Origin of the sequence: Rhodoferax sp. (assembly GCF_023701345.1) — a bacterium.
Taxonomy (GTDB): Bacteria; Pseudomonadota; Gammaproteobacteria; order Burkholderiales; family Burkholderiaceae_C; genus Rhodoferax.
The window spans coordinates 1-20,857 of sequence record NZ_JAMPXE010000005.1; the positions used below are offsets into that span (position 1 = coordinate 1).

A 20,857-nucleotide genomic window follows, 5' to 3' on the forward strand; every position below is an offset into this window, starting at 1 on the left:
TTCATTCTGGCGGTGCCGGGGCGGCGCCACGGTGAATTTGTTGATGTGCTGCAGGCCTTCGAAGGCCGGGCAACGAGGGCCGAGCAAGAGCTGATTGAGGAAGCGTCCTGGCACGATCTGCGGTTGGTGGTGGCGCACCACCCGCAACGGGCCAAGGAGCAAACGCAATTGCGCCAGGAGCGCATCGCCGCCTTGAAGACCCAAGCGCAAGCCTGGGCTGGCAAACTCGATGAGCAAGACGGCGGCGTGAGCGCCAGGGGCCGCAAGCTCTCTGACAGTGGCGCCAAGGCGCGGCTGTATCACGAGGTCAAAGAAGCGCATCTGGCGAAGATAGTCAAAGTTGATCTCAAAAGTGACCTGTTTAGCTACACCGTAGACGAAGACGCGCTCAAACAGGCTGAATTGATGGACGGCAAGTTATTGTTGGTCACCAATGTGGCTGACTTGACACCACCAGAAGTAGTGCGGCGTTACAAGGCTCTGGCTGATATCGAGCGGGGCTTTAGGGTGCTCAAATCCGAGATGGAAATTGCCCCGGTGTATCACCGCCTGCCCGAGAGAATCCGGGCCCATGCGTTTGTTTGTTTCCTGGCTTTGATTGTTTACCGTGTCATGCGCCAAAGATTGAAACTGGCCAAGAGTGATCTGTCGCCGGAGCGGGCCTTGGCAGAACTGAGAAAAATTCAGCGCCATCAGGTGCGCATCAACAATGCCGAACCCATCGCGGGCATCTCAACGATCAACGACAGCCAAACCAAGGTGCTGGAGACGTTGAACATCAAAAAACCGACCCAAGACGCCCAGTTACCCCTTTTGTAGTGGCAAGTTTGAACCCGGTTCTATATGAATCAATAACTTGCGTCATTTGGTGTCGAACTCGGGGGGGATGAACACCGTGTCGTCACCCATCGGCCACAGGCGTAGTTTGATGCTGGCGATCAGCGTGTCATGGTCGCCCTGCGGAAAATCGGTGCGACCAATCGAACCGGCAAACAGCACATCACCGACAAAGGCCCGCTTGGCCTCACTGGCGTAAAACACCACATGACCCGGCGTGTGACCCGGGCAGTGGCGCACCGCCAACGTGCATTGCCCCACGGTCACGGTATCGCCGTCCTTGAGCCAGCGTGTCGGGGTGAACGCTTGGGCCGGCGGAAAACCAAACATCTTGCTTTGCCCGGGCAAGCCGTCGATCCAGAACTGGTCGGCCGGATGCGGGCCAACAATGGGCAAACCCAGCCGCTCGGCCAGTTCACCGGCGCCCCCGGCATGGTCGATGTGGGCATGAGTGAGCCAGATTTGTTCCAGCTTCAAACCCAGCCGCGCCACTTGTTCAAGCAGCAGGTCGAGGTCGCCACCGGGGTCGATGACGGCCGCTTGCAGCGTCTGGTCACACCAGACCAGGGAACAATTTTGCGCAAAGGCGGTAACGGGCACGGTGAGGTAACGAAACATGGGGTTGAAACTTGTTGTGATCAAAGTATCAAGATTTATAACAAATTTTCTGACAGCTCGCGGCGATCACGTGGTGTCCCAAAGCCGTCTCATTGGTAGCCGAAGTCATACCCTCCATTGCTGACCTGTTTGTAACTTGACGGTCATGCATCCGACGAGGTTCACTTTCTATAGTTCATCCATATCGCAATACGGCGATAGAAGCTGGACAAGACGGTACACGATGACGACCGACCTGCCCGGAACTGTTTGACAACCTTGAAAGGAATCATCATGAATACCAAATTTACATCCGTCGCCTTGATCCTCGCCACCGGTCTACTCGCAGGCACCCAGGCCCTCGCCGGCGTCACGCGCGAACAAGTGCAGGCCGAGCTGGCCCAGGCCATCCGTGCTGGCGACATACCGATGCTTAACGATCAAGGTCTGAAGCCCAACGAGTTGTACCCGGATCGCTTCCCAGCCAAACAAGCGCAAGCGAGTGTTACTCGCAATCAAGTGCAGGCGGACATGAACAAAGCCATGCGCGACGGAAATTTCATGATCACAGATAGCGGCCTGCTGTGCAATGAAGTGCACCCGGACATGCATCCAAAGGTGTGACTGTGGCCAGGCACTGACCGAGGCCGCGCGGGTTCGTTATGGGGGCGGCCCGTTGATGTTTGAAGTTCCGGACGGCAACCGGCTTTCGGCGACGGACTAAACCCCCGACTCGGTGCTCACCACCCGGTGCGCCACCAGGTCCAGCGCGGGCTTGGTGTTGCCCTGCTTGTCGGTCCAGACCTTGGGGTTCAGGTGGCCGGCGGCGGCCAGCGAGTCGCCGTCATCAGGAAGCCGCCACCGTCATGTCAGCATCGTGAAGGCTTTGCTAAAAAAGTCGTCAGTCCCAAAGTTGCCGGACTTGAGCGTCAAGTGCAGCCCCTCATGTGACGTGACCTCGGTTTGGGCATGGCACCAAGGGACACCGGGGTCAATTTGCGGCCCGATCTTCATTTGTGTGATGGCCAGGGCTTGCACGCAGGCCCCCGAGGTTTCGCCGCCGGCCAGCACCAACTGGCGCACACCCAAATCCACCAGGCCACGCGCAATCGCAGCCAGCGTGCGCTCTACCAATGCGCCGGCCGTTTCCACACCCAACATCCCCTGCACGGACTTGACGGCCGTTGCGTCGGCCGACGAATAAATGAGCACCGGTCCTTGAGCTAACAAGGGCTCAGCCCAGGCCAACGCATCGGCCACCACATTGACGCCGGTAGATTCTTGGGTGGCAATCTGCAAGGGATCAATCTCTAATGCGGGAAGACCCGCCTGGATGAATGCCATCACCTGCCGATTGGTTACCAGCGAACAGCTACCCGACACCACAGCTTTCAGGCCAGTGGCGGCGGGCAAGGCGCTGGCCGCGCTGGAGGGCACAATGCCAAAATTGGCGGGCAGGCCAATCGCAACGCCCGAGCCTGCCGTCACCAACGGCATGTCTTTAAGCGCTGGTCCCAGGCGGATCAGGTCGTCGTTGGAAATCGCATCAACCACTGCCAGATTCACGCCTTGGGCACGCAGTTGCTCAATGCGCGCACGAATGGCCGCCTCGCCCTGTGCCACGACCTTGTAGTCAATCAAGCCGACCTTGCGGCGGCATTGCCCCTGCAACACGCGCACCAAGTTGGCATCGGTCATGGGTGTGAGCGGGTGATTCTGCATTCCGCTTTCATTGAGCAGAACGTCAGCGACAAACAAATGACCCTTGAAAACAGTGCGCTGGTTGTCCGGAAATGCCGGCGTGGCGATGGTGAAGTCGCTGCCTGGCAGGTCGGCCAGTGCGTCCATCAGGGCCTCGGTCACCGGGCCAATATTGCCGTGCGCCGTGCTGTCAAAAGTGGAGCAATACTTGAAATAGATTTGCTCCGCACCCTGGGTCTGCAGCCAATGAAGTGCTGCCAGTGACTGAGCAATGGCCTCCTCTTTGGGAAGCGTGCGCGACTTGAGTGCGATCACCACGGCATCCGTATCGGCGTCCAGCGGCTGCGCTGGCGTACCCATCGCCTGCATCACCCGCATACCGGAGCGCACCAAGTTGTTGGCCAGATCGGTTGCGCCGGTAAAGTCATCCGCAATGCAGCCGAGTTTCATGACTGCACCTGCTGTTGAATATCCACGCGCTGTGCCAGATCGCGCATGAGCAGGGGCGGACTGGCCAGCACGGGGCATGGCAACTCCTCCTGCAGCAGATCCCGCAAATGCGCCAAGGACGCCTGAGCTAAAACGATCACGTCAACTGAGGGTGCCAACTCGGCCGCAGACAGTCGCACCAGCTGGTCATGGCGTGTACGATCTCCCGCCATCAGCGCTGCGTACGCGTCAGCATTGACCATTGGGTGAACGCTCACCGACATGCCCTGCTCGGCAGCGTGCGACTGCAACAGCGCAGTGCTGGGTTCAACCGTACTGCTCGCGGTGCAAAGCAAGCCAATTCGTCGGCCTTCGCGCACGGCTTGCGCCGCCATGGGGTCATCGATTTTGAGCACAGGTTGACGAACCAGTCGACGCGCGATGTCCACTGCTGGCGAGGTCGAGGAGCAGGTCACAACGATCAAGTCAGGCTGCGCGTCCGACGCGAGCAAGATTTGTTCGACAACGCGGCGGTATACCGGCTCCTGCGGTCCGCCGCGCAGCAGGTCCTTGAGCAAACTCTCGTTCAAGATGTGAAAGCACTCGACATCTGGCATCTCTGTACGCATCAGCTGTCGAAAAGTGTCAGAGAGAAATCCGACCGTGTGGATAAAAGCAATCTTTGTCGTCATTAAAACGTTCCAAAAAATGGGTTGTTCTGGCCAGCACCGGCCGACAGGGAAGGACTATCCGAGATGTGCGTCGTCGCCCCAGCTCTCGATTGACCACTGATCGCCATCAATACCGATCCAGTTGATTCCGGCATTCGGAATCGGATAGTCACGAGGGGCCTCAAGCGGCAGCTGACGGGCCCGTCGGTAGATGACATCCAGCGCCCCGCCATGGGTCACCACCACAATGGTTTGTCCCTCATGCTCACGCACCAAGTGTTCAATGCAGTCCAATACACGCACCTGGTGTTGTCGACGGCTTTCCCCACCGCCCGGTGATGCGTAATCTGGATCGTGGCTTTCAATTGCCCGGGCGTCTTCTTCATATTGGAGGGATATCTCCTCAAGGGTCATCCCTTCGCAGCGTCCAAAATGTCGCTCTCGCAATGCCTGCAAAAGGATGATCGGCAAATGCAAGACCTCAGAAATGGGCTGCGCCGTTTGGCGGGCACGCAACAAGTCGCTGCTGTACAACGCCGTCGCGGTCGAGCCAACAAAATGGCGCCCCACTGCCGTCGCTTGTGCCTCACCTTTGGCGTTAAGTGCCAGGTCCATTTGACCTTGCAAACGCAGCTCAATATTCCAGTCCGTCTCACCGTGGCGAACAAAACATATACGAGTCATTTTTTATCGCCGCAAATTCAGGGTTAAACATTAGTATAGTGAAGTTAGTGAATTAATTTCTTTCGAAATCATTAAAGAATCACCAACTTCGATTCAACATTTCTCATGCAATTTTAAATTTTGATTTAGTTCAATATCAAATGAACAAAAGAAACTAAATTTATTCTACTTAATAACCCAAGTCGTCATGCTGGGGATAAAAGTAACCAGCATCAAGACGAATAACATGACACCAACAAAAGGCAGAGCGGCAAGACTCAGGCGCGACAACGAAACTTTTGAGATATTACTGGCCACATAGAGAGCCGTCCCCACAGGAGGCGTCAATAAACCGATCGTCAGGTTGATGACCATCATGAGGCCAAACTGGGTAAGATTGACATCCAAGGAGACGGCAACAGGCACAAGAACAGGAACCAAAATAATAATTGCCGGACCAAGGTCCATGAATACGCCAACTGCCAGCAAGAGAAGATTGATCATGAGCAATATGGCATATTTATTATCAGAAATGCTCAAGATCGTTTCACTGATTTGCTGTGGAATTTGCTCACTTGCCAAAATCCAACCAAACAAGGAAGCCGTGGCAATCAGAAAACTGATGACCGCCGTGTTGCTCACCGAGCTACTGAAGATCTCTGGGAAATCGCTCCAGGCCAGTTCCTTGTAAACAAATTTGCCAATGAAAATCGCATAGACAGCGGCAACAACACCGCCTTCGGTTGGTGTAAAGACACCCATGCGAATTCCAACAATAATGATGATTGGAAGCAACAAAGCCCACACTGAATCTTTGACACATACCCATTTTTGAGCACGGGTCATTGTTGACTCAGCTGGATAGTTTCGTTTTTTTGCGTGGAAGTGAGAAACGACCATGAAGCCCGCAGCTATTAATATTCCTGGCAAAAATCCAGCCATGAACAAGTCGCCAATAGATGTGCCTGAAGCGACGCCATAAAGAATCATGGCAATACTTGGGGGAATAATAAGGCCAATACTTCCTGACGCAGCAACCAGCGCAGCTGAAAATGGAAGTTCATACCCTCTTTTTTTCATTTCAGGAACCATCAGTGTGCCAATGGCCGCTGTATCTGCAACACCGGAACCGGATATGCCACCCATGATCACACCAGATATGGACACCACATGGGCCAAGCTGCCACGGAGCCCACCCACCAGCGCGAGGGCGAAATTGATGATCCGGCTGGTGATGCCGCCTTTCTCCATCACTGAACCAGCAAGCATGAAAAACGGGATCGCCATCAATGGAAAAGAGTCCACTCCGGCAAACATTCGTTGAATAACGACCTGCATCGGGTAATCTGCTACAAAAAACATTGCAGCCAGGGAAGATATACCCAAAACAAAGGAAATGGGAACGCCAACCAATACAAGAACGACAAACACACTGAACAAAACTAAAGTCATGGCATCAGCGTCTGGCTAAGACGTCCTCATAAAAATTCTTTACTAAATACGCAAAAATCAACATGCCGGCAAGAGGCAAGACCACATAGACATAATTCATTGGTATTTCCAAGGCTGAACTTGCCTGTCGAGAGCCGCGTGCAACAAATTTAAAACCGCCATAAATCAATACAGAAGTAAAAATCATCATTGATAAGTAACTTATCGAAAGCAAAATCTTTTGTGGAAAAATAGGCAAGCTCTTCAGAATCAAATCCAAACTGACGTGCTGTCTGTTTCTGACAGCCATTGCTGCACCTAGAAATGTCATCCAAACAAATATGTAGCGCCCAGCCTCTTCAGACCAGGAAAGTGAATTTGAAAATGCGTACCTCGCAACAACTTGGGTAAAAATTATTGCCACCATGGCCAACATCAACAAGAAGCACACTGTTCTTAAAATAACGTAGAACCTTTTTTCCAATTTTTTCTCCTTGACCAGTAAATAAAATTGACACCATCGGAACTGTTCAAGATGATGTCAATTTTTTATTTGTAAAAATTTATATTTACTTGCCGGCTTCGATAATTTTGTTGTAAAGATCAATGCCGTATTTTTCGGCGAACTGCTTGTGAACCGTGCGAGCCAGTTTTGCCCATTCTGTGGTATCTGGTTTGGTGACTTTCATGCCTTTTGCCTGCAAGTCTTTCAACAAGTTGTCAGATTTTTCAAAGACAAGCTTGTTCTCATATTGAGTCGCCTCGGCAGCAGCTTCTTTAACCGCCTTCTGTTGGTCGGCACTCAATTTCAACCAGGCTTTATTGCTCATGGCAATGAGAACATACTCATACTTGTGATTTGTCATGGCAATATATTTCTGCACTTCATATATTTTGCCAGCATGAATAAATGGGACTGGATTTTCTTGTGCTTCAATCACATTTTGCTGCAATCCTGTATAGACCTCACCCCATGCCATGGGCGTAGGATTGGTGCCCATGGCTTTCCAGGCCGCAATGATGGGGGGAATTTCAGGAACCCGAATCTTGAGTCCTTTGATGTCATTCAATGAATTAACCGGTTTGTTGGTCGTCAATTGACGAGGACCACGCTCCCAGAAAGCCAATCCTCGTATATCGGAACTTTTCAGCAATTTATCAAGGAGTTGCTCACCGATCGGACCGTACATGACCTTGCGTAAATGTGTTTCGTCTTTGAACAGGTACGGCAGTTCCATGATTTGAATTGAAGGTTCAAAATTTCCAAGAACACCTGCAATCAGGGCAAAATCGACGGAGCCAATTTGCATGCCTTCAGCCATGTCCCGGTCGTTGCCGATTGTTGAGTTGGGAAATACCTTGATTTGTACTTCACCTTTTGTTTTGGCATCAACCAATTCAGCAAACTTGAGGGCACCGAGTTGCCACAAATCGGACTCATTTTGAACGTGACCCAGTTTCATCACGATTGGTTTTTTGACCGGTTCAGCGGCAAATGCAGTGCAAGCGACAGCCAGACCGACAATTAAAGACAAGGCAAACTTTTTCATAAATTCTCCAATTAAATTAATTATTTAACACAAACAAACGCAAAATTATCACAATATCTTTATATTCTCCTTATGGTGAATAATATTCATCGATTCGGATATGGAATTAAAAGGTGAATGAGATTAAATTTCAATCATTACTTTGACGACGTGCTCCTTTTTCTGACTTAAGACGTCAAGGCCTTCCTGCGTATGCTCAAGATCCATCGTCTGCGTAATGAAGTCTGTCAAATCGAGGCCGTTATTGATCATGTCTGCAGCTTCCTTGAAATCTTTCGTTTCATAGGTCATCGCACCGTACATGGTGAGTTCGTTGATGACGATCTGATACGAATAAAAGGGTATTTTTTCGGTAATCATGGCAATAATGCCGATCTCGCCACGCTTTCTAACGCATGCGGTAGCCTGGTCAACGATATTGTTGGCACCGGCTGCAATCAGCGCGAGGTCGGCCCCTCGGCCATTGGTCAGTTTTTTTACGACATCCACCACATCTGATTCAAGGGGATTGATAGCGAGGGTTGCACCATGTTTGAGTGCCATGTCACGGTTGAATTCAGCCGTGTCGGTACAGACAACGTGTTTGTAGCCCATTTGCTTGGCAACAACCAAGGTCAGGAGACCGATGGTTCCAGAACCCAGGATGACCAGGCAGTCCTTTTCCTGGACGGTCGATTTTCTCAAGGCACGCACGGCCACGGCAAGCGGCTCTATCATGGTGCCCATTTTGTAGCTCACCTCGTCATTCAATTTGTGTATGGTGACCTCGGGTGCATTGAAATACTCCACAAAAACACCGATCCACTTGGCAGTTCCGGGAACAACCTTGGTACTGCATAAATTCACGAGGCCTTGTTTGCAGTATTCGCATACGCCACAACCATATTGCGGTTCAACCGTGACACGATCGCCGATCTTGACTGTTTTGACATTCTTGCCAATTTCAACGACATCTCCTGCAACCTCGTGCCCCAGGATGGCCGGCGGTTTACGGAAGGCATGGGTTCCTCTGAAAAGATGCAGATCCGAGCCGCAAACCCCAACGGTTTTTACTTTGATCAAAACCTCATCATCTTTGATGACGGGTCGATCGACCTGCTGAATGGAAACCTTTTCAAGATCAGTGACGAGTGCTGCTTTCATTGCATTTTTTCCTATATAAATTAAATTTGAATATTTGAACTGGACATGTGGTTAACGCCGGTCAATTCATGTCTTTTGGTCGGCCGTGGTTTGATTTCATGATTTCTATCCTTGCTAGAGTTAATTGCCGGGTAACTACGTCAGGTATTGCCATGGAGCGCTTTTACAAAATAAGACTCGTCGCCCATTTGTCCGCCCTTCAAGGCAATCTGCAACGTATTAAGGTGCATTTGTTTCGAGATGACCCGGCATAGTGGTGCGCCAGGCGCAAGGCGGGCTTCAATCTCAAGGGCGTCAGGCGCCAGTACGCGGGTAATCTGGCTTGACGTGTCGCCCCCGGACAACAACAGGCGGCGCAATGGCGTTGCGAGCAGGATGGCCTTGACGATCAAACCGAGTCGCAGGCCAAGCAGGCGACCACCACTGTGTTTTGCCTCGTCTCTTGACTTGCCGAGTAACACCAGTGATCCAATCATGGCTTCAATGCGAGGGTCTTGTGGACCACGCGCGGTATGCAACATGACGCTTTTGCCTTGCTGAAGCTGTTCAAGAACATCCGCGACCAAGGTGGATGCCGCAAACTCCCAATGTTGCTCATCGACGAGAGCACAGGCATTTATCGGCATGTCGATGAAGCCGGCAGCTATGGCCGCATCAATTTGAAGCGCACTGAGCGACGATGCGCTGCCCGAGATGGCGAGAACTTGGTCAACCCCGGCAAAGGATTCGTACTTTGGCGTGGGAGGAGTTTGAGGGCCGCTTTCACGCCACCACTGTGTCAGCGCGTATTCGACGCCGGAGGAACCGACGACAAAAACCGTTCCCTGCCGATACGCATGGGCGTCAATCAGCCTGCCCACTTCGGTCATATGCGCATGGGTCAAGCCGTCCAAGAGCACTGCGGCAGCTTGTGCGCTGGTCAGTACCGCCCACGCATCGTCCATTGCGGCGCGATCGTTGGCGAAGTTCGACACCACAAACTTGTCGATGGCCAGACTGGTTTGACGACCCAGGAATTGCGTCAGATCACTCTCGTCGATCGGCGTGACGGGATGCACGCTCATGATGGGGTGCTTGTCAATGCGATACGTCAGCCCGTCGGTGCCCGATCTTGCGAACAGGTTTCCAAAAAGGCAGTACCTGGCAAGCGCAGGAGTGCCGGCCACGATCGGTATAGGGGCTGTGCCAAAAATCCTGCGCCCGATTTCCATGACCCGACCCATGCTGCCAATGGTCGGCGAACTGTCAAACGTGGAACAGACCTTGTAATGCACGATGGGTGCCTTGAGATCCGCCAGTGACTGGAAGATCGACGGCAGCATTGCGTCCATTTCCGAGGGTGACATGCCGCGGCTGTCGCCAGCGATTCCAATGGCATCAAAACCCGCGAATTCCTGTCGCGTTTCGGGTGTCGGGGCGCTCAGAAACAGCGCGCAGCGAAGGCCCGCAAAAGCAAGAACTTCCAGCGCATCGGTGGACCCGGTGAAGTCGTCGCCATAGAAGGCGAGGCGAGGTGAAGCGTTCATACAGTTTTCCGTCATGATCAGGTGTGACTGAACTTGATGAGCGCTTTTTGGAGGGCGGGGTGCGTCTTCGCGAACACTTCCAGGCTGACGCCAGCCACGGCAGCTTCCCAGCCCTCGCGCATGCTCAAAACACCGGCAGCAATGCCGTCCAGGTGCCCCAGGATCCCACCACCCGCGAGGTGCATCAGATCCGTCGACCCGAGGTTGGCATAAAGATCCGGCGCTTGCGAGGCCCACTGTCCCGACGAGAACACCGGCATCAGGGGTGTGACACCCGCAAAAGGTGCCAGACAAGACCTGGCAGACGCGATGACCGAATCGTCTGATTCGCTGAATTTGCCGCGAATGCCGTTGACGTGAAGATGGTCCACACCCACCAGACGCCAAAGTTTTTGATAGGCAGCGAACGAAAATCCAAGATGCGGATGACGCGAGAATGCGCCCCAGCCGTTTCGATGGCCGTGAATTGGCAGCTCAGTATGCTTGCGCAGATGTTCTACACCAGCAAAGCCAACCCAATTCGCGCTCACCATGACACAGGTGCCCCCCGCAGCCAGCACCGCATCATGACGACGCAACATCTCGTCGATGCTGCCCGAGATATTAAAGGCATACATCGGCATGCGCCCAAGCCGGTCAGCGTGCCGCTTCAATACAGGCATGACAGCATGGAGCCGCTCGTCAAAAGGGGCGTACGGCGGATCGGCGAGCAGTTCGTCATCCTTGATGAAGTCAATATCGGCCGCGCACAAGGCCTCGACCATCTCGGCCGTCTCCGCCGCTGATAGCCCGATGCTCGGCTTGATGATGGTGCCAATGAATGGCCTGCCGTGGATCCCCGCTTTTTTTCTTGTGCCTTCAATCCCGAATTTTGGCCCAGGAAATTGGCTTGCGTAGGTCGAAGGCATGTCGATATCGAGCAGCTTCAGACCCGTGACTTCGCCTAACTCAAAGAGGTTGCCGGCAACGGTGGCCAACAGCGTGGAGATGTTGGGCCCGACGTTCGCGATTGGGAATGCGATTTCGACCTCAGCGCGATGGTACATACCCTTGTGCGCCCGTCGTTCGACAAAGGCACTGCGCAGTGACGGTTCGAACACAGGAGGCAGGGTATCGATGCGTGTGACACGGGCACGAGAACGTGATTTGAGCGCATCAGTTTCGCCAGGCAGGGACATGAAGGTGCCACTTGATTGCTCGCCAGCAATGATGTCGGCCGCCTTCTCTGTCGGCACGGAACTTTCAATAAAGTACCGCGCCGTGAATTCGGGGCGGCAAGAGTTTTGCTTGGACATTCTTTGGAGCTACTGTGTGTGATATTTTTGAACAGAAAATTTTTTATAGAAATGAATTTTTTTGTCTTCTACCTGCTCTATGGCTCGAATAATATGATTCACAATCCAATTAATCAATCGATATGAATTCTGTGATTTGTGCGGAAAACTCACAATATGATGGGGAAAACCCTAAGCCTCAGGGGGCACCTTTGACATGAGTACCTACTGAGCCGGAGAACGAGTCATGAAGATACCCAAACCATCACTCAATGCGCTACGTGCCTTCGAGGCAACTGCCCGCCTTCGCAGCTTCACGGATGCGGCAGACGAACTGTCAGTCACGCACGGAGCGGTGAGCCGACATGTGCGGTCGCTGGAAGAGACGCTCGGAATCCAGTTGCTTCGACGCAATGCGCATTCCACCGACACAACACCGCAGGGCTTGCGACTGGCCGAAGGCTTGACTTCAGCCTTCAAACAAATACAGAACAGCATCGAACAATTGATGTCCGGGCCAGTGACACTTTCATGCTCAGAGTCGATCATGATGTACTGGCTGATTCCACGAATTTCTCGGTTTCGGCAACTGCATCCGATGGTGGATCTTCGCGTCAACATGAGTTCAAGTCTGGAGGACTTTGCACGTGAAAACATCAGCGTTGCGATTCGTCTCTCGACCAGAGAACTCCCAAAGGAGGCATTGAAGGTGGATGTCGTTGAAGAATGGATCGGGCCGGTTTGCACCGCCGAATACATGCAGTCAGCGCGTCTTCAATCGGTTGAGGACTTAAGTCGAACACGTTTACTTGCAACCAGGACAAGGCCCTTGGCTTGGTCGGAATGGTTCCGCACCTGCGGTCATGTCAGCAATCGGCTAAAGATTGCCGATTCGTTCGAACATTTCTATCTCATGATTCAGGCCGCAAAGTGTGGACTCGGGGTCGCGAATGTTCCAAGAATGCTGGTACGCGATGACCTGAACGCAGGGACGCTTGTCGCTCCCTTTGGGTTTGTGCAGGGACCCAACAAGGTTTCGTTGTGGATCGCTGCCCATCAGAGTGCCAGACCCGAGACAATCGCCGTCGAAGACTGGTTGATCGAAGAACTCAGACGGGCGGAAAAAGATTAGATGACAACTGCTTTTTGGTTGGCGTCAACGAATGACCATCCTAAATGCTGGTGCCATTTTCGCGTTCTTTGACGTTAAAACCCCGGCTCGGTGCTGAGCACCCGGTGCGCCACCAGGTCCAGCGCGGGCTTGGTGTTGCCCTGCTTGTCGGTCCAGACCTTGGGGTTCAGGTGGCCGGCGGCGGCCAGCGAGTCGCCGTCACGCAGCGCCATCAGCACGGCACAGGGCGCCTCATCAAAGGCAATCAGGTTCACCATCAGGTGCTCACCCTCGCTGCTCTGCGCGCGCACCCGCGCCACCACAAAGCTGCTGTCGCCCTTGCCCTGGCGTCGCTCCGGGTCGCCGATCAAGCGGCCGGCAATCAATCCGTCAATCATTCGTGTGCTCCTGAGGCATTCAATACAGGCTTGCATGGTAGCCGCAGGCGCAGGGACGCTTGCGGCGATGGCTATAGTGCAGGCTTGTTTTCTTTTTTTGGAGTGGTGTATGCGCGTGTGGCAACAGCCTGTTTCTGTGGCCGAACTGACCCGTACCAGCCTGGACACGGCGGTCAGTCATTTGGGGATTGAATTTCTGGAAGTGGGCGACGACTTCATCCGCGCCCGGGTGCCGGTCGATGCGCGCACCCGGCAACCGTTTGGCCTGCTGCATGGCGGGGTCAGCGTGGTGCTGGCCGAAACGCTGGGTTCGGTGGCCGCCAACTATGCCTGTCCTGCGGGTTATCGTGCCGTGGGGCTCGACATCAACGCCAACCACCTGCGCAGCGCCACCAGTGGCTGGGTGACAGGCACCACCCGTGCCGTGCACATTGGCCGCACCACCCAGGTCTGGCAAATTGACATGGTCAACGACGCCGGTGAATTGACCTGCGTGTCGCGCATCACCATGGCGGTGCTGGCGCCGCGCTGAAAGTGAACCCGTCACTGCGAGCGCAGCGCGGCAGTCCATGCCGTCAGAAAGTCATGGATTGCCGCGCTTCGCTCGCAATGACAGCCTTCTACTCAGATGCTGTCCTAATCATGCCAGCGCCGCTGCCGCAATCACCTGCGCCACCGCCGCAGTGAGCTTTTTGGCATAGGGCACATGCAGGAATTCATTGGGGCCGTGGGCGTTGCTCTTGGGACCGAGCACGCCGCAGACCATCATCTGCGCCTTGGGAAAGCCAATCGACAGCATGTTCATGAGCGGGATGGTGCCGCCCTGGCCAATATAGCCGCAGGGCGCGCCAAAATAGTCTTGTGAAGCGCGTTGCAGCGCCTGCTCGAACCAGGGCGCGGTGCTGGGTGCGTTCCAGCCGGTGGCGCCGGCGCCGCCTTCGAACGTGACCTTGGCCTGGTAGGGCGCGTTGTCTTCCAGCAGCGTCTTGAGCTCGGCCACGGCGCTGGCCGCATCCACCAGGGGCGGCAGGCGCAAGGACAGCTTGAAGGCGGTGTAAGGGCGCAGCACATTGCCGGCGTTCTTGAGTTCGGGCAGGCCGTCGGCCCCGGTCACGCTCAAAGTGGGTGTCCAGGTGCGCGCCAGCAGGGCTTGCAACGGGTCGCTGGTGGTGGGTAGCATGGTCTGGCTGCTGCCGCCGCAGTCGGCGTGTGCCCAGGGGAAGCGCTTGTACAGCGCCTCGCCCAATATAGCCGCCGTGGCTTTGGCCTGGTTCAGACGGTCAGCGGGCACCTCGCAATGGAAACTGGCGGGCAACAAACGGCCGCTGGCGCTGTCTTCTAGCCGGTCCAGCAGATGGCGCAGGATGCGAAAACTCGAAGGCACCAGGCCGCTGGCGTCACCCGAATGCACGCCCTCTGTCAGCACCTCGACCTTCAGCACGCCCGTCACATTGCCGCGCAGGCTGTTGGTCATCCACAGCTGGTCGTAGTTGCCGGCGCCCGAATCCAGGCAAATCACCAGACCCACATCACCCAGCCGCTGGCGTAGCGCGTCAATGTAGGGCAGCAGGTCATAAGAGCCGCTTTCTTCACAGGTTTCCACCAGGCCGACAATGCGCGGGTGCGCAGCTTGCTGGGTTTTGAGTGCCTGAATGGCGGTGATGGCAGCATAAATGGCGTAACCATCATCGGCACCGCCGCGGCCATACAGTTTGCCGTCTTCATATTTGGGCGTCCACGGCCCCAGGTCAGAGCGCCAGCCGGTGAATTCGGGCTGTTTGTCGAGGTGGCCATACATCAGAACGGTCTGATCAGACACCGCCTGGTTGTTGTTGCCGGTGGAGGCCGCCACCTCAAAAAACAGCACCGGCGTGCGTCCCGGCAGGCGAATGATCTCCAGCGTCAGGCCCGCCACCTTTTGCGCCTGCACCCACGCAAAGGCGTTCTGCACCACGGTATCAATCAGGCCATGCTGGGCCCAGTCGGCGTCAAACATGGGCGATTTGGCGGGAATCGCGATGTAGTTGGTGAGCTGCGCCACCAGGTCGGTGTCCCAGGCCTGACTGACCTGGGTCAGGGCTTGGACGGAGTTTAGAAGCGCGGGTGCGATGCGTGCGTTCATTGGGGAGTCCTTGCGTTCTGCGTGAAACGAAAGTCAGATCATGCCATGACTCGCCGGGCATTGATGTGGAATGCCCAATGAAGCTGTGCTCACGGTTTCTGGCGACGCTTTGAAGAACCGACGCCGCGCATTTATCGGGCACCAAACAGCAGATTGGGCAACCAGAGCGATAACTGCGGAATAAACGACACCAGCAAAAGTACCAGAATGTTGCCCGCCAAAAACGGCATGATTTCCTTGATCACGGAAGAAAGTGGCGTTTTGGCGATATTTGCACACACAAACAGACAAATACCGACCGGCGGCGTCGTCAGGCCGATCATCAAGTTCAAGACGGCAAAGGTTGCAAAATGGATCGGGTCGATGCCGACGCCAACCGCGACCGCGAGCAAGGGTGGGAACAGAATGATCAACGCGGCGATGGTTTCCATGAACATGCCCACGATCAACAGCAGAATATTGATCAGCAGGATGATCACATATTTGTTGGTGCTGATGGAGAGCATGGTCTTGGCGATGGTTTGCGGAATTTCCTCGTTGGCCATGATCCAGCCAAACACATTCGCAACGCCCACCAGTGCCAACAGCGCGGCAGACGTGATGGCGCTGTCGATCATGATTTTCGGCACATCGCGCAAGGTGATGCCCTTGTAAATGTAGACCCCGATCACAAAAGCATAAACACAAGCCAGGATGGCGGTCTCAGTCGGCGTGACCACGCCACTGAGCAGGCCACCGATGATCAAGGCGGTCAACATCAGGGCCCAGAACGCCCCCAGGAACGAATGCCACAACTCCTTCCAGCCTTTCCAGGGCTGCCGCGGGTAATTTTTTTTCACCGCGATGATGTAACAGACGAGCATCATGCCCAGACCAAGCATGATGCCTGGGATCGCACCCGCCATGAACATGCGACCCACCGAGACGCCGCTCAGTGCACCCACAATGATCATCGGCACACTGGGCGGGATGATGGGTCCGACGGTCGATGCGGCAGCCGTAATGGCAGCGGCGAAGCTGACCGGGTAGCCTGCTTTCTTCATGCCCGGGATCATGACGGCGCCAATGGAGGCCGCTTCAGCAACGGCCGTTCCGGAAATGCCGGCAAACAACATGGACCCAGCCACGTTGGTCAGGCCCAGTCCACCACGGACCCAGCCCACGCCGGCACTGGCGAAGCGGATGATGCGGTCGGTAATGCCGCCACCGTTCATCAGGCTGCCTGCCATGATGAAACCCGGGATGCACAGCAGGACAAATGAATCCACGCCGGAAAATATTTTTTGTGAGAAAACCACCAGGGGTATGTCGGCATAAAAAACCAGATACGCGGCCGACGACACCCCAAGGCAGATGGCCACCGGCACACCGATGACCAGACACAGGATGAAGGTACCAAACAAAATAGCAATGCCCATGTCAGACCTCAGTGTGTGGGGGAAGTCAATTCTTGGCCAGGGACGGCAACAAGAATCTGAATAAATTTGACCAGGCCAAAGACGCCAAGCAGCAGCGCAAACAGCAGCATGGCGCCAAAGATGTATTGCATCGGTGTCTCAAGCGTGGGTGAGGTTTGCATGGCGCCAGACACCGTGAACTCCCAGGCCCCAGGCACCAGAAAGAAGCCAAACAGGGAAACCAGCGCCGCCGAGACCAGTTCGCAAAATCGGCGCACCGACTTGGGCATCAACATCAACGCCAGGTCCACATTGACCAGGTCGCCCGTGAGCACCGAGGCGCCCACACCCAAACCCACGATGTAGAGCAAGGCGACGCGTGACCCTTCTTCAGTCCAAAGCGGGGGTTGCGCCATGAAGGTGCGGCCGAACACCTGAACCATGACGGCCACGATCATGAAGGCAAAGACCACAAAGATGGCCGCCTTGATCAGTTGCTCCAATTTTTTCATCGCTATGGGCATTTCATTTCTTTCAGTTGAGGCAGAACGATGTCAACCTGCCCGACCTGCCAGCGGCATGTCGGGCCAGTGACACGCTAGCGCTTAGTCGGCGTACAGCTGCTGGATAATTGGCTTGATTTCTTCCTTGGCCGCGGCCAGCACGGCTTCTTTGGCCTTCTTGGCAAAGCCGGTCTGGTCGGTTTCAACAAAGGTCATGCCTTTGGCCTTGAGCTCGGCTTCCAGTTTCTGTTCGTCAGCCAGCATCAGGGTGCGCTCATAAACCTGGGCACGCTGGGCCGCTTCCTGAACGGCTTTCTTCTGCTCGGCGTTGAGCTTGTTGAAGGACTTTTCACCAATCGCCAGATAGATCCATGAACGGACGTGCTCGGTGCGATTGACATATTTTTGGACTTCAAAGAAGCTGGCCGACTTGATCAGCGCCAGCGGGTTTTCCTGTGCGTCAATGACACCGGTTTGCAGTGAGGTAAACACTTCACCGAACGCCATGGGTGTCGGTTGTGCACCCACGCCGCGCCAGAATTGCATGAATACCGGCACATTGGGCACCCGCATCTTCAGGCCCTTCACGTCATTCACTGACTTGACGGGGGTTTTCGAGGTCAGGTTGCGCGGGCCGCGCGCAAAGTAGGCCAAGGCGATCACCTTGGCGCGCTCGGCAACTTCTTTCTTGATCTCTGCGCCCAGCGGGCCATTCACGGCCTTGTCCATTTCAGCCATGTCCTTGAAAGCGTAGGGGATGGCCAACAGGGCGGCTTTGGGTGCCCAGTTTTGCAATGATTCACCTGTGATGGTCATGTCGGCAGTGCCTAATTGCATGCCATTGATCAAGTCCATTTCCTTGCCCAGCGAGTCATTGGGGAAGACCTTGACTTCCACTTTGCCGTTTGTCAGCGTCTTGACTTCGTCGGCGAACTTGAGCGCCGCCTTGTGCCAGGAATTCTCTTCGTTGGCAATATGCCCCAGCTTCAGCGTGACGTCAGCCGCGTGCAGCACGCTGGAACAGGCCAAGGCCGCAGCGCTCAGTGTGACGGCGCGAACCAAATTTTTGTTCAATGAAAACATTTTTTCTCCTGATTAAAAGTTAATGAAACAACGGTTTTTCTGTGGCCGTACAAACACATCCAGCGCATCCAACATGCTCAAAATAATTCCGCAGCGAAGTCAGCCGGAATGGCTGATCACCAGCGCCTTGCCTCATCCGTTGCAGCCGATTTCAAGGTAAGCTGGAACCACCAACTCCGAGATTCGATCCTTTTTTCTACAACTACCATGGTGCCATGGTGTGTTATTTGTGACGAACGGATGTTAATCGGCAAAAAATACGCAATGCATCGGGGTTTACCCCTATATTTTCTCTATTTATTAACACACTACCATGGTGTAACATGCTGGAAAATTCAACTCAACCCTCTGACATGCTGACCCGAAATTCGACCCGCAAAAGCAAAAGCGACCCCGTTGCGCCTGACAGCGTGCTGGTCGACGCGCTTGACGGGTTCAAGCTCGATACGCAGCGTTCGTACACGGCGCAGGTTCATGATGCCCTGCAGCAGGCCATCCTGCGGGGCAAAATTCCGCCGCGCACGGCGCTTTCAGAAGCCACCATTGCGTCGATCATCAACGTCAGTCGCACCCCCGTGAGAGAGGCGCTGGCGCAACTCGCCGAAGAGCAATTGGTGTTGATTTACCGGCAGGTTGGCACCATCGTGGCGCCCGTGCGTTTGTCGCTGATTGAAGAGGGGCGCTTTGTTCGCAGCACCCTCGAGTGCGCGAACCATGTCCATCTGGCTCAAACCATCACGCCGGAGCAAATTGCCGAATTTGGCCGCCTTTTGGAGCAACAGCGCCGCGCTGTCGCCGACGGTCAAATGGATCTTTTTTGTGAACTCGATGAGCTCATGCACCGGCGCCTGTTCGAATTTGCCGGGCGTGACCATGTCTGGCCCATGCTGGAGCCCATGAAGCGTCAGTTTGACCGCGTGCGCTGGTTGCTGGCGGGTCAGGTCAGTGGTCACGCTGAACGTGCCCTGCGTGAACACGAACAAATGCTGGCCCAGATGGCGGCGCGCGACGTGGCAGGCCTGGGCGCCAGCGTCTCCATGCATATCAACCATATCAGCGAGCATCTGGCCGCGCTAAGACAACAAGCCCCTGAAAGCTACTTTGTCGATTAACGACATCCAAGGACTGCATCTTGAAAATCGAACGCATTCAAATCATCGTCACCTGCCCTGGCAGAAATTTCATCACGGTCAAGGTTTTCACGGACGAAGGCTTGTACGGATTGGGCGACGCCACACTCAACGGGCGTGAGCTGGCAGTCAAGGCCTATCTTGAGGAGCATGTCGTCCCCTGCCTGATCGGACGCGATCCCCGCAACATTGAAGACATCTGGCAATACCTGTATCGCGGTGCCTACTGGCGCCGGGGACCGGTGACGATGACGGCCATAGCCGGTATCGACATGGCGCTGTGGGACATCAAGGGCAAGCTGGCCGGCATGCCGGTCTACCAGCTATTGGGGGGCAAAAGCCGCAATGGCCTGATGGTCTACGGACATGCCAACGGGCGCGACCACAGCGAGTCGGTGGAGGCGGTGCAAAAGCACATCGAAGAAGGTTTCAAGGCGATACGCGTCCAATCGGGCGTGCCGGGCCTGGCTAAAACCTACGGCGTCGGCAAGACCAAGGGTTTTTACGAACCCGCAGAAAAGGGGCTGCCACCGGAAGAACCCTGGGACACCTCGCTTTACCTGCACCATACACCGGAGCTGTTTCGCAAAGTGCGCGAAGCCGTCGGTTTTGAGCCCCATTTGCTGCACGATGCCCACCACCGGCTCACCCCGATCGAAGCCGCCCGCCTTGGCAAGGAGTTGGAGCCATACAAGTTGTTCTGGCTGGAAGATGCCACGCCCGCAGAAAATCAGGAAGCCTTCCGGCTGATCCGCCAACACACCACCACACCACTGGCGGTGGGCGAGGTTTTTAACTCGATCTGGGACTGCAAGGCGCTAATCGAAGAGCAGCTGATTGACTATATCCGCGCCACCATCGTACATGCCGGCGGCATCACCCATGTGCGACGCATTGCCGATTTTGCCGCCATGTACCAGGTGCGCACCGGTTTTCATGGTGCCACCGATCTGTCGCCGGTTTGCATGGCGGCGGCCGTCAATTTCGGCCTGTGGGCACCCAACTTCGGCATTCAGGAACTGATGCCGCACACGCCACTGACCGACGAGGTGTTTCCGCATAACTACCGCTTTGAAGACGGCTACCTGGTGATGGACGAAGTCCCCGGGCTCGGCGTCGATATCGATGAAGAACTGGCTGCCAAGTACCCCTACGAGCGCGCCTACCTGCCAGTCGCCCGACTAACCGATGGCGCCATGTGGAATTGGTGATGCCAGCCAGCCCACCGGCATTGCCGTCGATGACAGGGTGTGGGCCAAGATCCAGCCAACTTTGAACCAAAGGAATTGAT

Annotated in this window: 21 protein-coding genes; 6 read left to right on the forward strand and 15 right to left on the reverse strand. The window is 55.0% G+C overall.

Going from position 1 to position 20,857, the window contains the following annotated elements; translation table 11 throughout:
- Positions 1-819, forward strand: an 819-nt coding sequence (locus NDI87_RS01465) for an IS1634 family transposase (protein WP_296273022.1), incomplete at its 5' end; no start/stop codon positions are given.
- 42 nt (positions 820-861) lie between these two features.
- Here NDI87_RS01465 and NDI87_RS01470 read toward each other — a convergent pair.
- A complete protein-coding gene (locus NDI87_RS01470) occupies positions 862-1,455 on the reverse strand; it encodes an MBL fold metallo-hydrolase (protein ID WP_296273023.1) in 594 nt (197 codons plus the stop codon).
- Positions 1,456-1,728: 273 nt separating this feature from the next.
- On the opposite strand from NDI87_RS01470, the gene NDI87_RS01475 reads away from it, so the two are divergent.
- Positions 1,729-2,058: a DUF4148 domain-containing protein gene (locus NDI87_RS01475; RefSeq protein WP_296273024.1), complete on the forward strand. Its 330-nt coding sequence runs from the start codon at positions 1,729-1,731 to the stop codon at positions 2,056-2,058.
- A gap of 240 nt (positions 2,059-2,298) precedes the next feature.
- On the opposite strand, the gene otnK is transcribed toward NDI87_RS01475, so the two are convergent.
- The 9 genes from otnK to NDI87_RS01520 all read right to left on the reverse strand — a co-directional run bounded on the left by otnK (position 2,299) and on the right by NDI87_RS01520 (position 11,843).
- Positions 2,299-3,585, reverse strand: a complete 1,287-nt coding sequence (otnK, locus tag NDI87_RS01480) for a 3-oxo-tetronate kinase (RefSeq protein ID WP_296273025.1) — start codon at positions 3,583-3,585, stop codon at positions 2,299-2,301.
- Positions 3,582-4,193, reverse strand: coding sequence for an aspartate/glutamate racemase family protein (locus NDI87_RS01485; protein WP_296273026.1), 612 nt, complete (start codon positions 4,191-4,193; stop codon positions 3,582-3,584). Before NDI87_RS01485 ends, otnK begins: the two co-directional genes overlap by 4 nt.
- 117 nt (positions 4,194-4,310) lie before the next feature.
- Positions 4,311-4,919 (reverse strand): histidine phosphatase family protein, encoded by a 609-nt coding sequence (locus tag NDI87_RS01490; protein WP_296273027.1) that lies wholly within the window; start codon positions 4,917-4,919, stop codon positions 4,311-4,313.
- A 165-nt stretch (positions 4,920-5,084) separates the two neighbouring features.
- On the reverse strand, positions 5,085-6,350 hold the full coding sequence (locus tag NDI87_RS01495) for a TRAP transporter large permease (RefSeq protein ID WP_296273028.1): 1,266 nt from the start codon (positions 6,348-6,350) through the stop codon (positions 5,085-5,087).
- A 4-nt stretch (positions 6,351-6,354) separates the two neighbouring features.
- On the reverse strand, positions 6,355-6,813 hold the full coding sequence (locus NDI87_RS01500) for a TRAP transporter small permease (RefSeq protein ID WP_296273029.1): 459 nt from the start codon (positions 6,811-6,813) through the stop codon (positions 6,355-6,357).
- 85 nt (positions 6,814-6,898) lie between these two features.
- Entirely contained in the window at positions 6,899-7,879 is a 981-nt protein-coding gene (locus NDI87_RS01505) for a TRAP transporter substrate-binding protein (RefSeq protein WP_296273030.1), read from the reverse strand.
- Positions 7,880-8,002: 123 nt separating this feature from the next.
- Positions 8,003-9,022, reverse strand: coding sequence for an alcohol dehydrogenase catalytic domain-containing protein (locus tag NDI87_RS01510; RefSeq protein WP_296273031.1), 1,020 nt, complete (start codon positions 9,020-9,022; stop codon positions 8,003-8,005).
- A gap of 140 nt (positions 9,023-9,162) precedes the next feature.
- Positions 9,163-10,548: a four-carbon acid sugar kinase family protein gene (locus NDI87_RS01515; protein WP_296273032.1), complete on the reverse strand. Its 1,386-nt coding sequence runs from the start codon at positions 10,546-10,548 to the stop codon at positions 9,163-9,165.
- Between the two features lie 17 nt (positions 10,549-10,565).
- Entirely contained in the window at positions 10,566-11,843 is a 1,278-nt protein-coding gene (locus tag NDI87_RS01520) for a ribulose-bisphosphate carboxylase large subunit family protein (protein ID WP_296273033.1), read from the reverse strand.
- Between the two features lie 226 nt (positions 11,844-12,069).
- Between NDI87_RS01520 and NDI87_RS01525 the strand changes: the two genes are divergently transcribed.
- The gene (locus NDI87_RS01525) at positions 12,070-12,954 is read left to right on the forward strand and encodes a LysR substrate-binding domain-containing protein (RefSeq protein ID WP_296273034.1); all 885 of its coding nucleotides are present in this window, start codon (positions 12,070-12,072) and stop codon (positions 12,952-12,954) included.
- 74 nt (positions 12,955-13,028) lie between these two features.
- Here the strand turns inward: NDI87_RS01525 and NDI87_RS01530 are convergent, their stop codons facing one another.
- Positions 13,029-13,331: a single-stranded DNA-binding protein gene (locus NDI87_RS01530; RefSeq protein ID WP_296273035.1), complete on the reverse strand. Its 303-nt coding sequence runs from the start codon at positions 13,329-13,331 to the stop codon at positions 13,029-13,031.
- 109 nt (positions 13,332-13,440) lie between these two features.
- On the opposite strand from NDI87_RS01530, the gene NDI87_RS01535 reads away from it, so the two are divergent.
- Entirely contained in the window at positions 13,441-13,863 is a 423-nt protein-coding gene (locus NDI87_RS01535) for a hotdog fold thioesterase (RefSeq protein WP_296273036.1), read from the forward strand.
- A 108-nt stretch (positions 13,864-13,971) separates the two neighbouring features.
- Here the strand turns inward: NDI87_RS01535 and NDI87_RS01540 are convergent, their stop codons facing one another.
- The 4 genes from NDI87_RS01540 to NDI87_RS01555 all read right to left on the reverse strand — a co-directional run bounded on the left by NDI87_RS01540 (position 13,972) and on the right by NDI87_RS01555 (position 18,436).
- Positions 13,972-15,453, reverse strand: coding sequence for a M20 family metallopeptidase (locus NDI87_RS01540; RefSeq protein WP_296273037.1), 1,482 nt, complete (start codon positions 15,451-15,453; stop codon positions 13,972-13,974).
- A gap of 131 nt (positions 15,454-15,584) precedes the next feature.
- Positions 15,585-16,871: a TRAP transporter large permease gene (locus NDI87_RS01545; RefSeq protein WP_296273038.1), complete on the reverse strand. Its 1,287-nt coding sequence runs from the start codon at positions 16,869-16,871 to the stop codon at positions 15,585-15,587.
- Positions 16,872-16,879: 8 nt separating this feature from the next.
- Entirely contained in the window at positions 16,880-17,374 is a 495-nt protein-coding gene (locus NDI87_RS01550; protein ID WP_296273039.1) for a TRAP transporter small permease, read from the reverse strand.
- Between the two features lie 81 nt (positions 17,375-17,455).
- Complete coding sequence (locus tag NDI87_RS01555; protein ID WP_296273040.1) at positions 17,456-18,436, reverse strand: TRAP transporter substrate-binding protein; 981 nt, start codon at positions 18,434-18,436, stop codon at positions 17,456-17,458.
- Between the two features lie 353 nt (positions 18,437-18,789).
- Between NDI87_RS01555 and NDI87_RS01560 the strand changes: the two genes are divergently transcribed.
- Together NDI87_RS01560 and manD are read left to right on the forward strand one after the other, a co-directional pair.
- Positions 18,790-19,548, forward strand: coding sequence for a GntR family transcriptional regulator (locus tag NDI87_RS01560; protein ID WP_296273041.1), 759 nt, complete (start codon positions 18,790-18,792; stop codon positions 19,546-19,548).
- A gap of 20 nt (positions 19,549-19,568) precedes the next feature.
- Complete coding sequence (manD, locus tag NDI87_RS01565; protein ID WP_296273042.1) at positions 19,569-20,777, forward strand: D-mannonate dehydratase ManD; 1,209 nt, start codon at positions 19,569-19,571, stop codon at positions 20,775-20,777.
- Positions 20,778-20,857: the final 80 nt, after the last annotated feature.

What these genes read in the sequence shown, in the direction of transcription:
- NDI87_RS01470 (WP_296273023.1), bottom strand. Translation starts at nt 1,455, where the DNA reads ATGTTTCGTTACCTCACCGTGCCCGTTACCGCCTTTGCGCAAAATTGT.
- NDI87_RS01475 (WP_296273024.1), top strand. Translation starts at nt 1,729, where the DNA reads ATGAATACCAAATTTACATCCGTCGCCTTGATCCTCGCCACCGGTCTA.
- otnK (WP_296273025.1), bottom strand. Translation starts at nt 3,585, where the DNA reads ATGAAACTCGGCTGCATTGCGGATGACTTTACCGGCGCAACCGATCTG.
- NDI87_RS01485 (WP_296273026.1), bottom strand. Translation starts at nt 4,193, where the DNA reads ATGCGTACAGAGATGCCAGATGTCGAGTGCTTTCACATCTTGAACGAG.
- NDI87_RS01490 (WP_296273027.1), bottom strand. Translation starts at nt 4,919, where the DNA reads ATGACTCGTATATGTTTTGTTCGCCACGGTGAGACGGACTGGAATATT.
- NDI87_RS01495 (WP_296273028.1), bottom strand. Translation starts at nt 6,350, where the DNA reads ATGACTTTAGTTTTGTTCAGTGTGTTTGTCGTTCTTGTATTGGTTGGC.
- NDI87_RS01505 (WP_296273030.1), bottom strand. Translation starts at nt 7,879, where the DNA reads ATGAAAAAGTTTGCCTTGTCTTTAATTGTCGGTCTGGCTGTCGCTTGC.
- NDI87_RS01510 (WP_296273031.1), bottom strand. Translation starts at nt 9,022, where the DNA reads ATGAAAGCAGCACTCGTCACTGATCTTGAAAAGGTTTCCATTCAGCAG.
- NDI87_RS01515 (WP_296273032.1), bottom strand. Translation starts at nt 10,548, where the DNA reads ATGAACGCTTCACCTCGCCTCGCCTTCTATGGCGACGACTTCACCGGG.
- NDI87_RS01520 (WP_296273033.1), bottom strand. Translation starts at nt 11,843, where the DNA reads ATGTCCAAGCAAAACTCTTGCCGCCCCGAATTCACGGCGCGGTACTTT.
- NDI87_RS01525 (WP_296273034.1), top strand. Translation starts at nt 12,070, where the DNA reads ATGAAGATACCCAAACCATCACTCAATGCGCTACGTGCCTTCGAGGCA.
- NDI87_RS01530 (WP_296273035.1), bottom strand. Translation starts at nt 13,331, where the DNA reads ATGATTGACGGATTGATTGCCGGCCGCTTGATCGGCGACCCGGAGCGA.
- NDI87_RS01535 (WP_296273036.1), top strand. Translation starts at nt 13,441, where the DNA reads ATGCGCGTGTGGCAACAGCCTGTTTCTGTGGCCGAACTGACCCGTACC.
- NDI87_RS01540 (WP_296273037.1), bottom strand. Translation starts at nt 15,453, where the DNA reads ATGAACGCACGCATCGCACCCGCGCTTCTAAACTCCGTCCAAGCCCTG.
- NDI87_RS01545 (WP_296273038.1), bottom strand. Translation starts at nt 16,871, where the DNA reads ATGGGCATTGCTATTTTGTTTGGTACCTTCATCCTGTGTCTGGTCATC.
- NDI87_RS01550 (WP_296273039.1), bottom strand. Translation starts at nt 17,374, where the DNA reads ATGCCCATAGCGATGAAAAAATTGGAGCAACTGATCAAGGCGGCCATC.
- NDI87_RS01555 (WP_296273040.1), bottom strand. Translation starts at nt 18,436, where the DNA reads ATGTTTTCATTGAACAAAAATTTGGTTCGCGCCGTCACACTGAGCGCT.
- NDI87_RS01560 (WP_296273041.1), top strand. Translation starts at nt 18,790, where the DNA reads ATGCTGACCCGAAATTCGACCCGCAAAAGCAAAAGCGACCCCGTTGCG.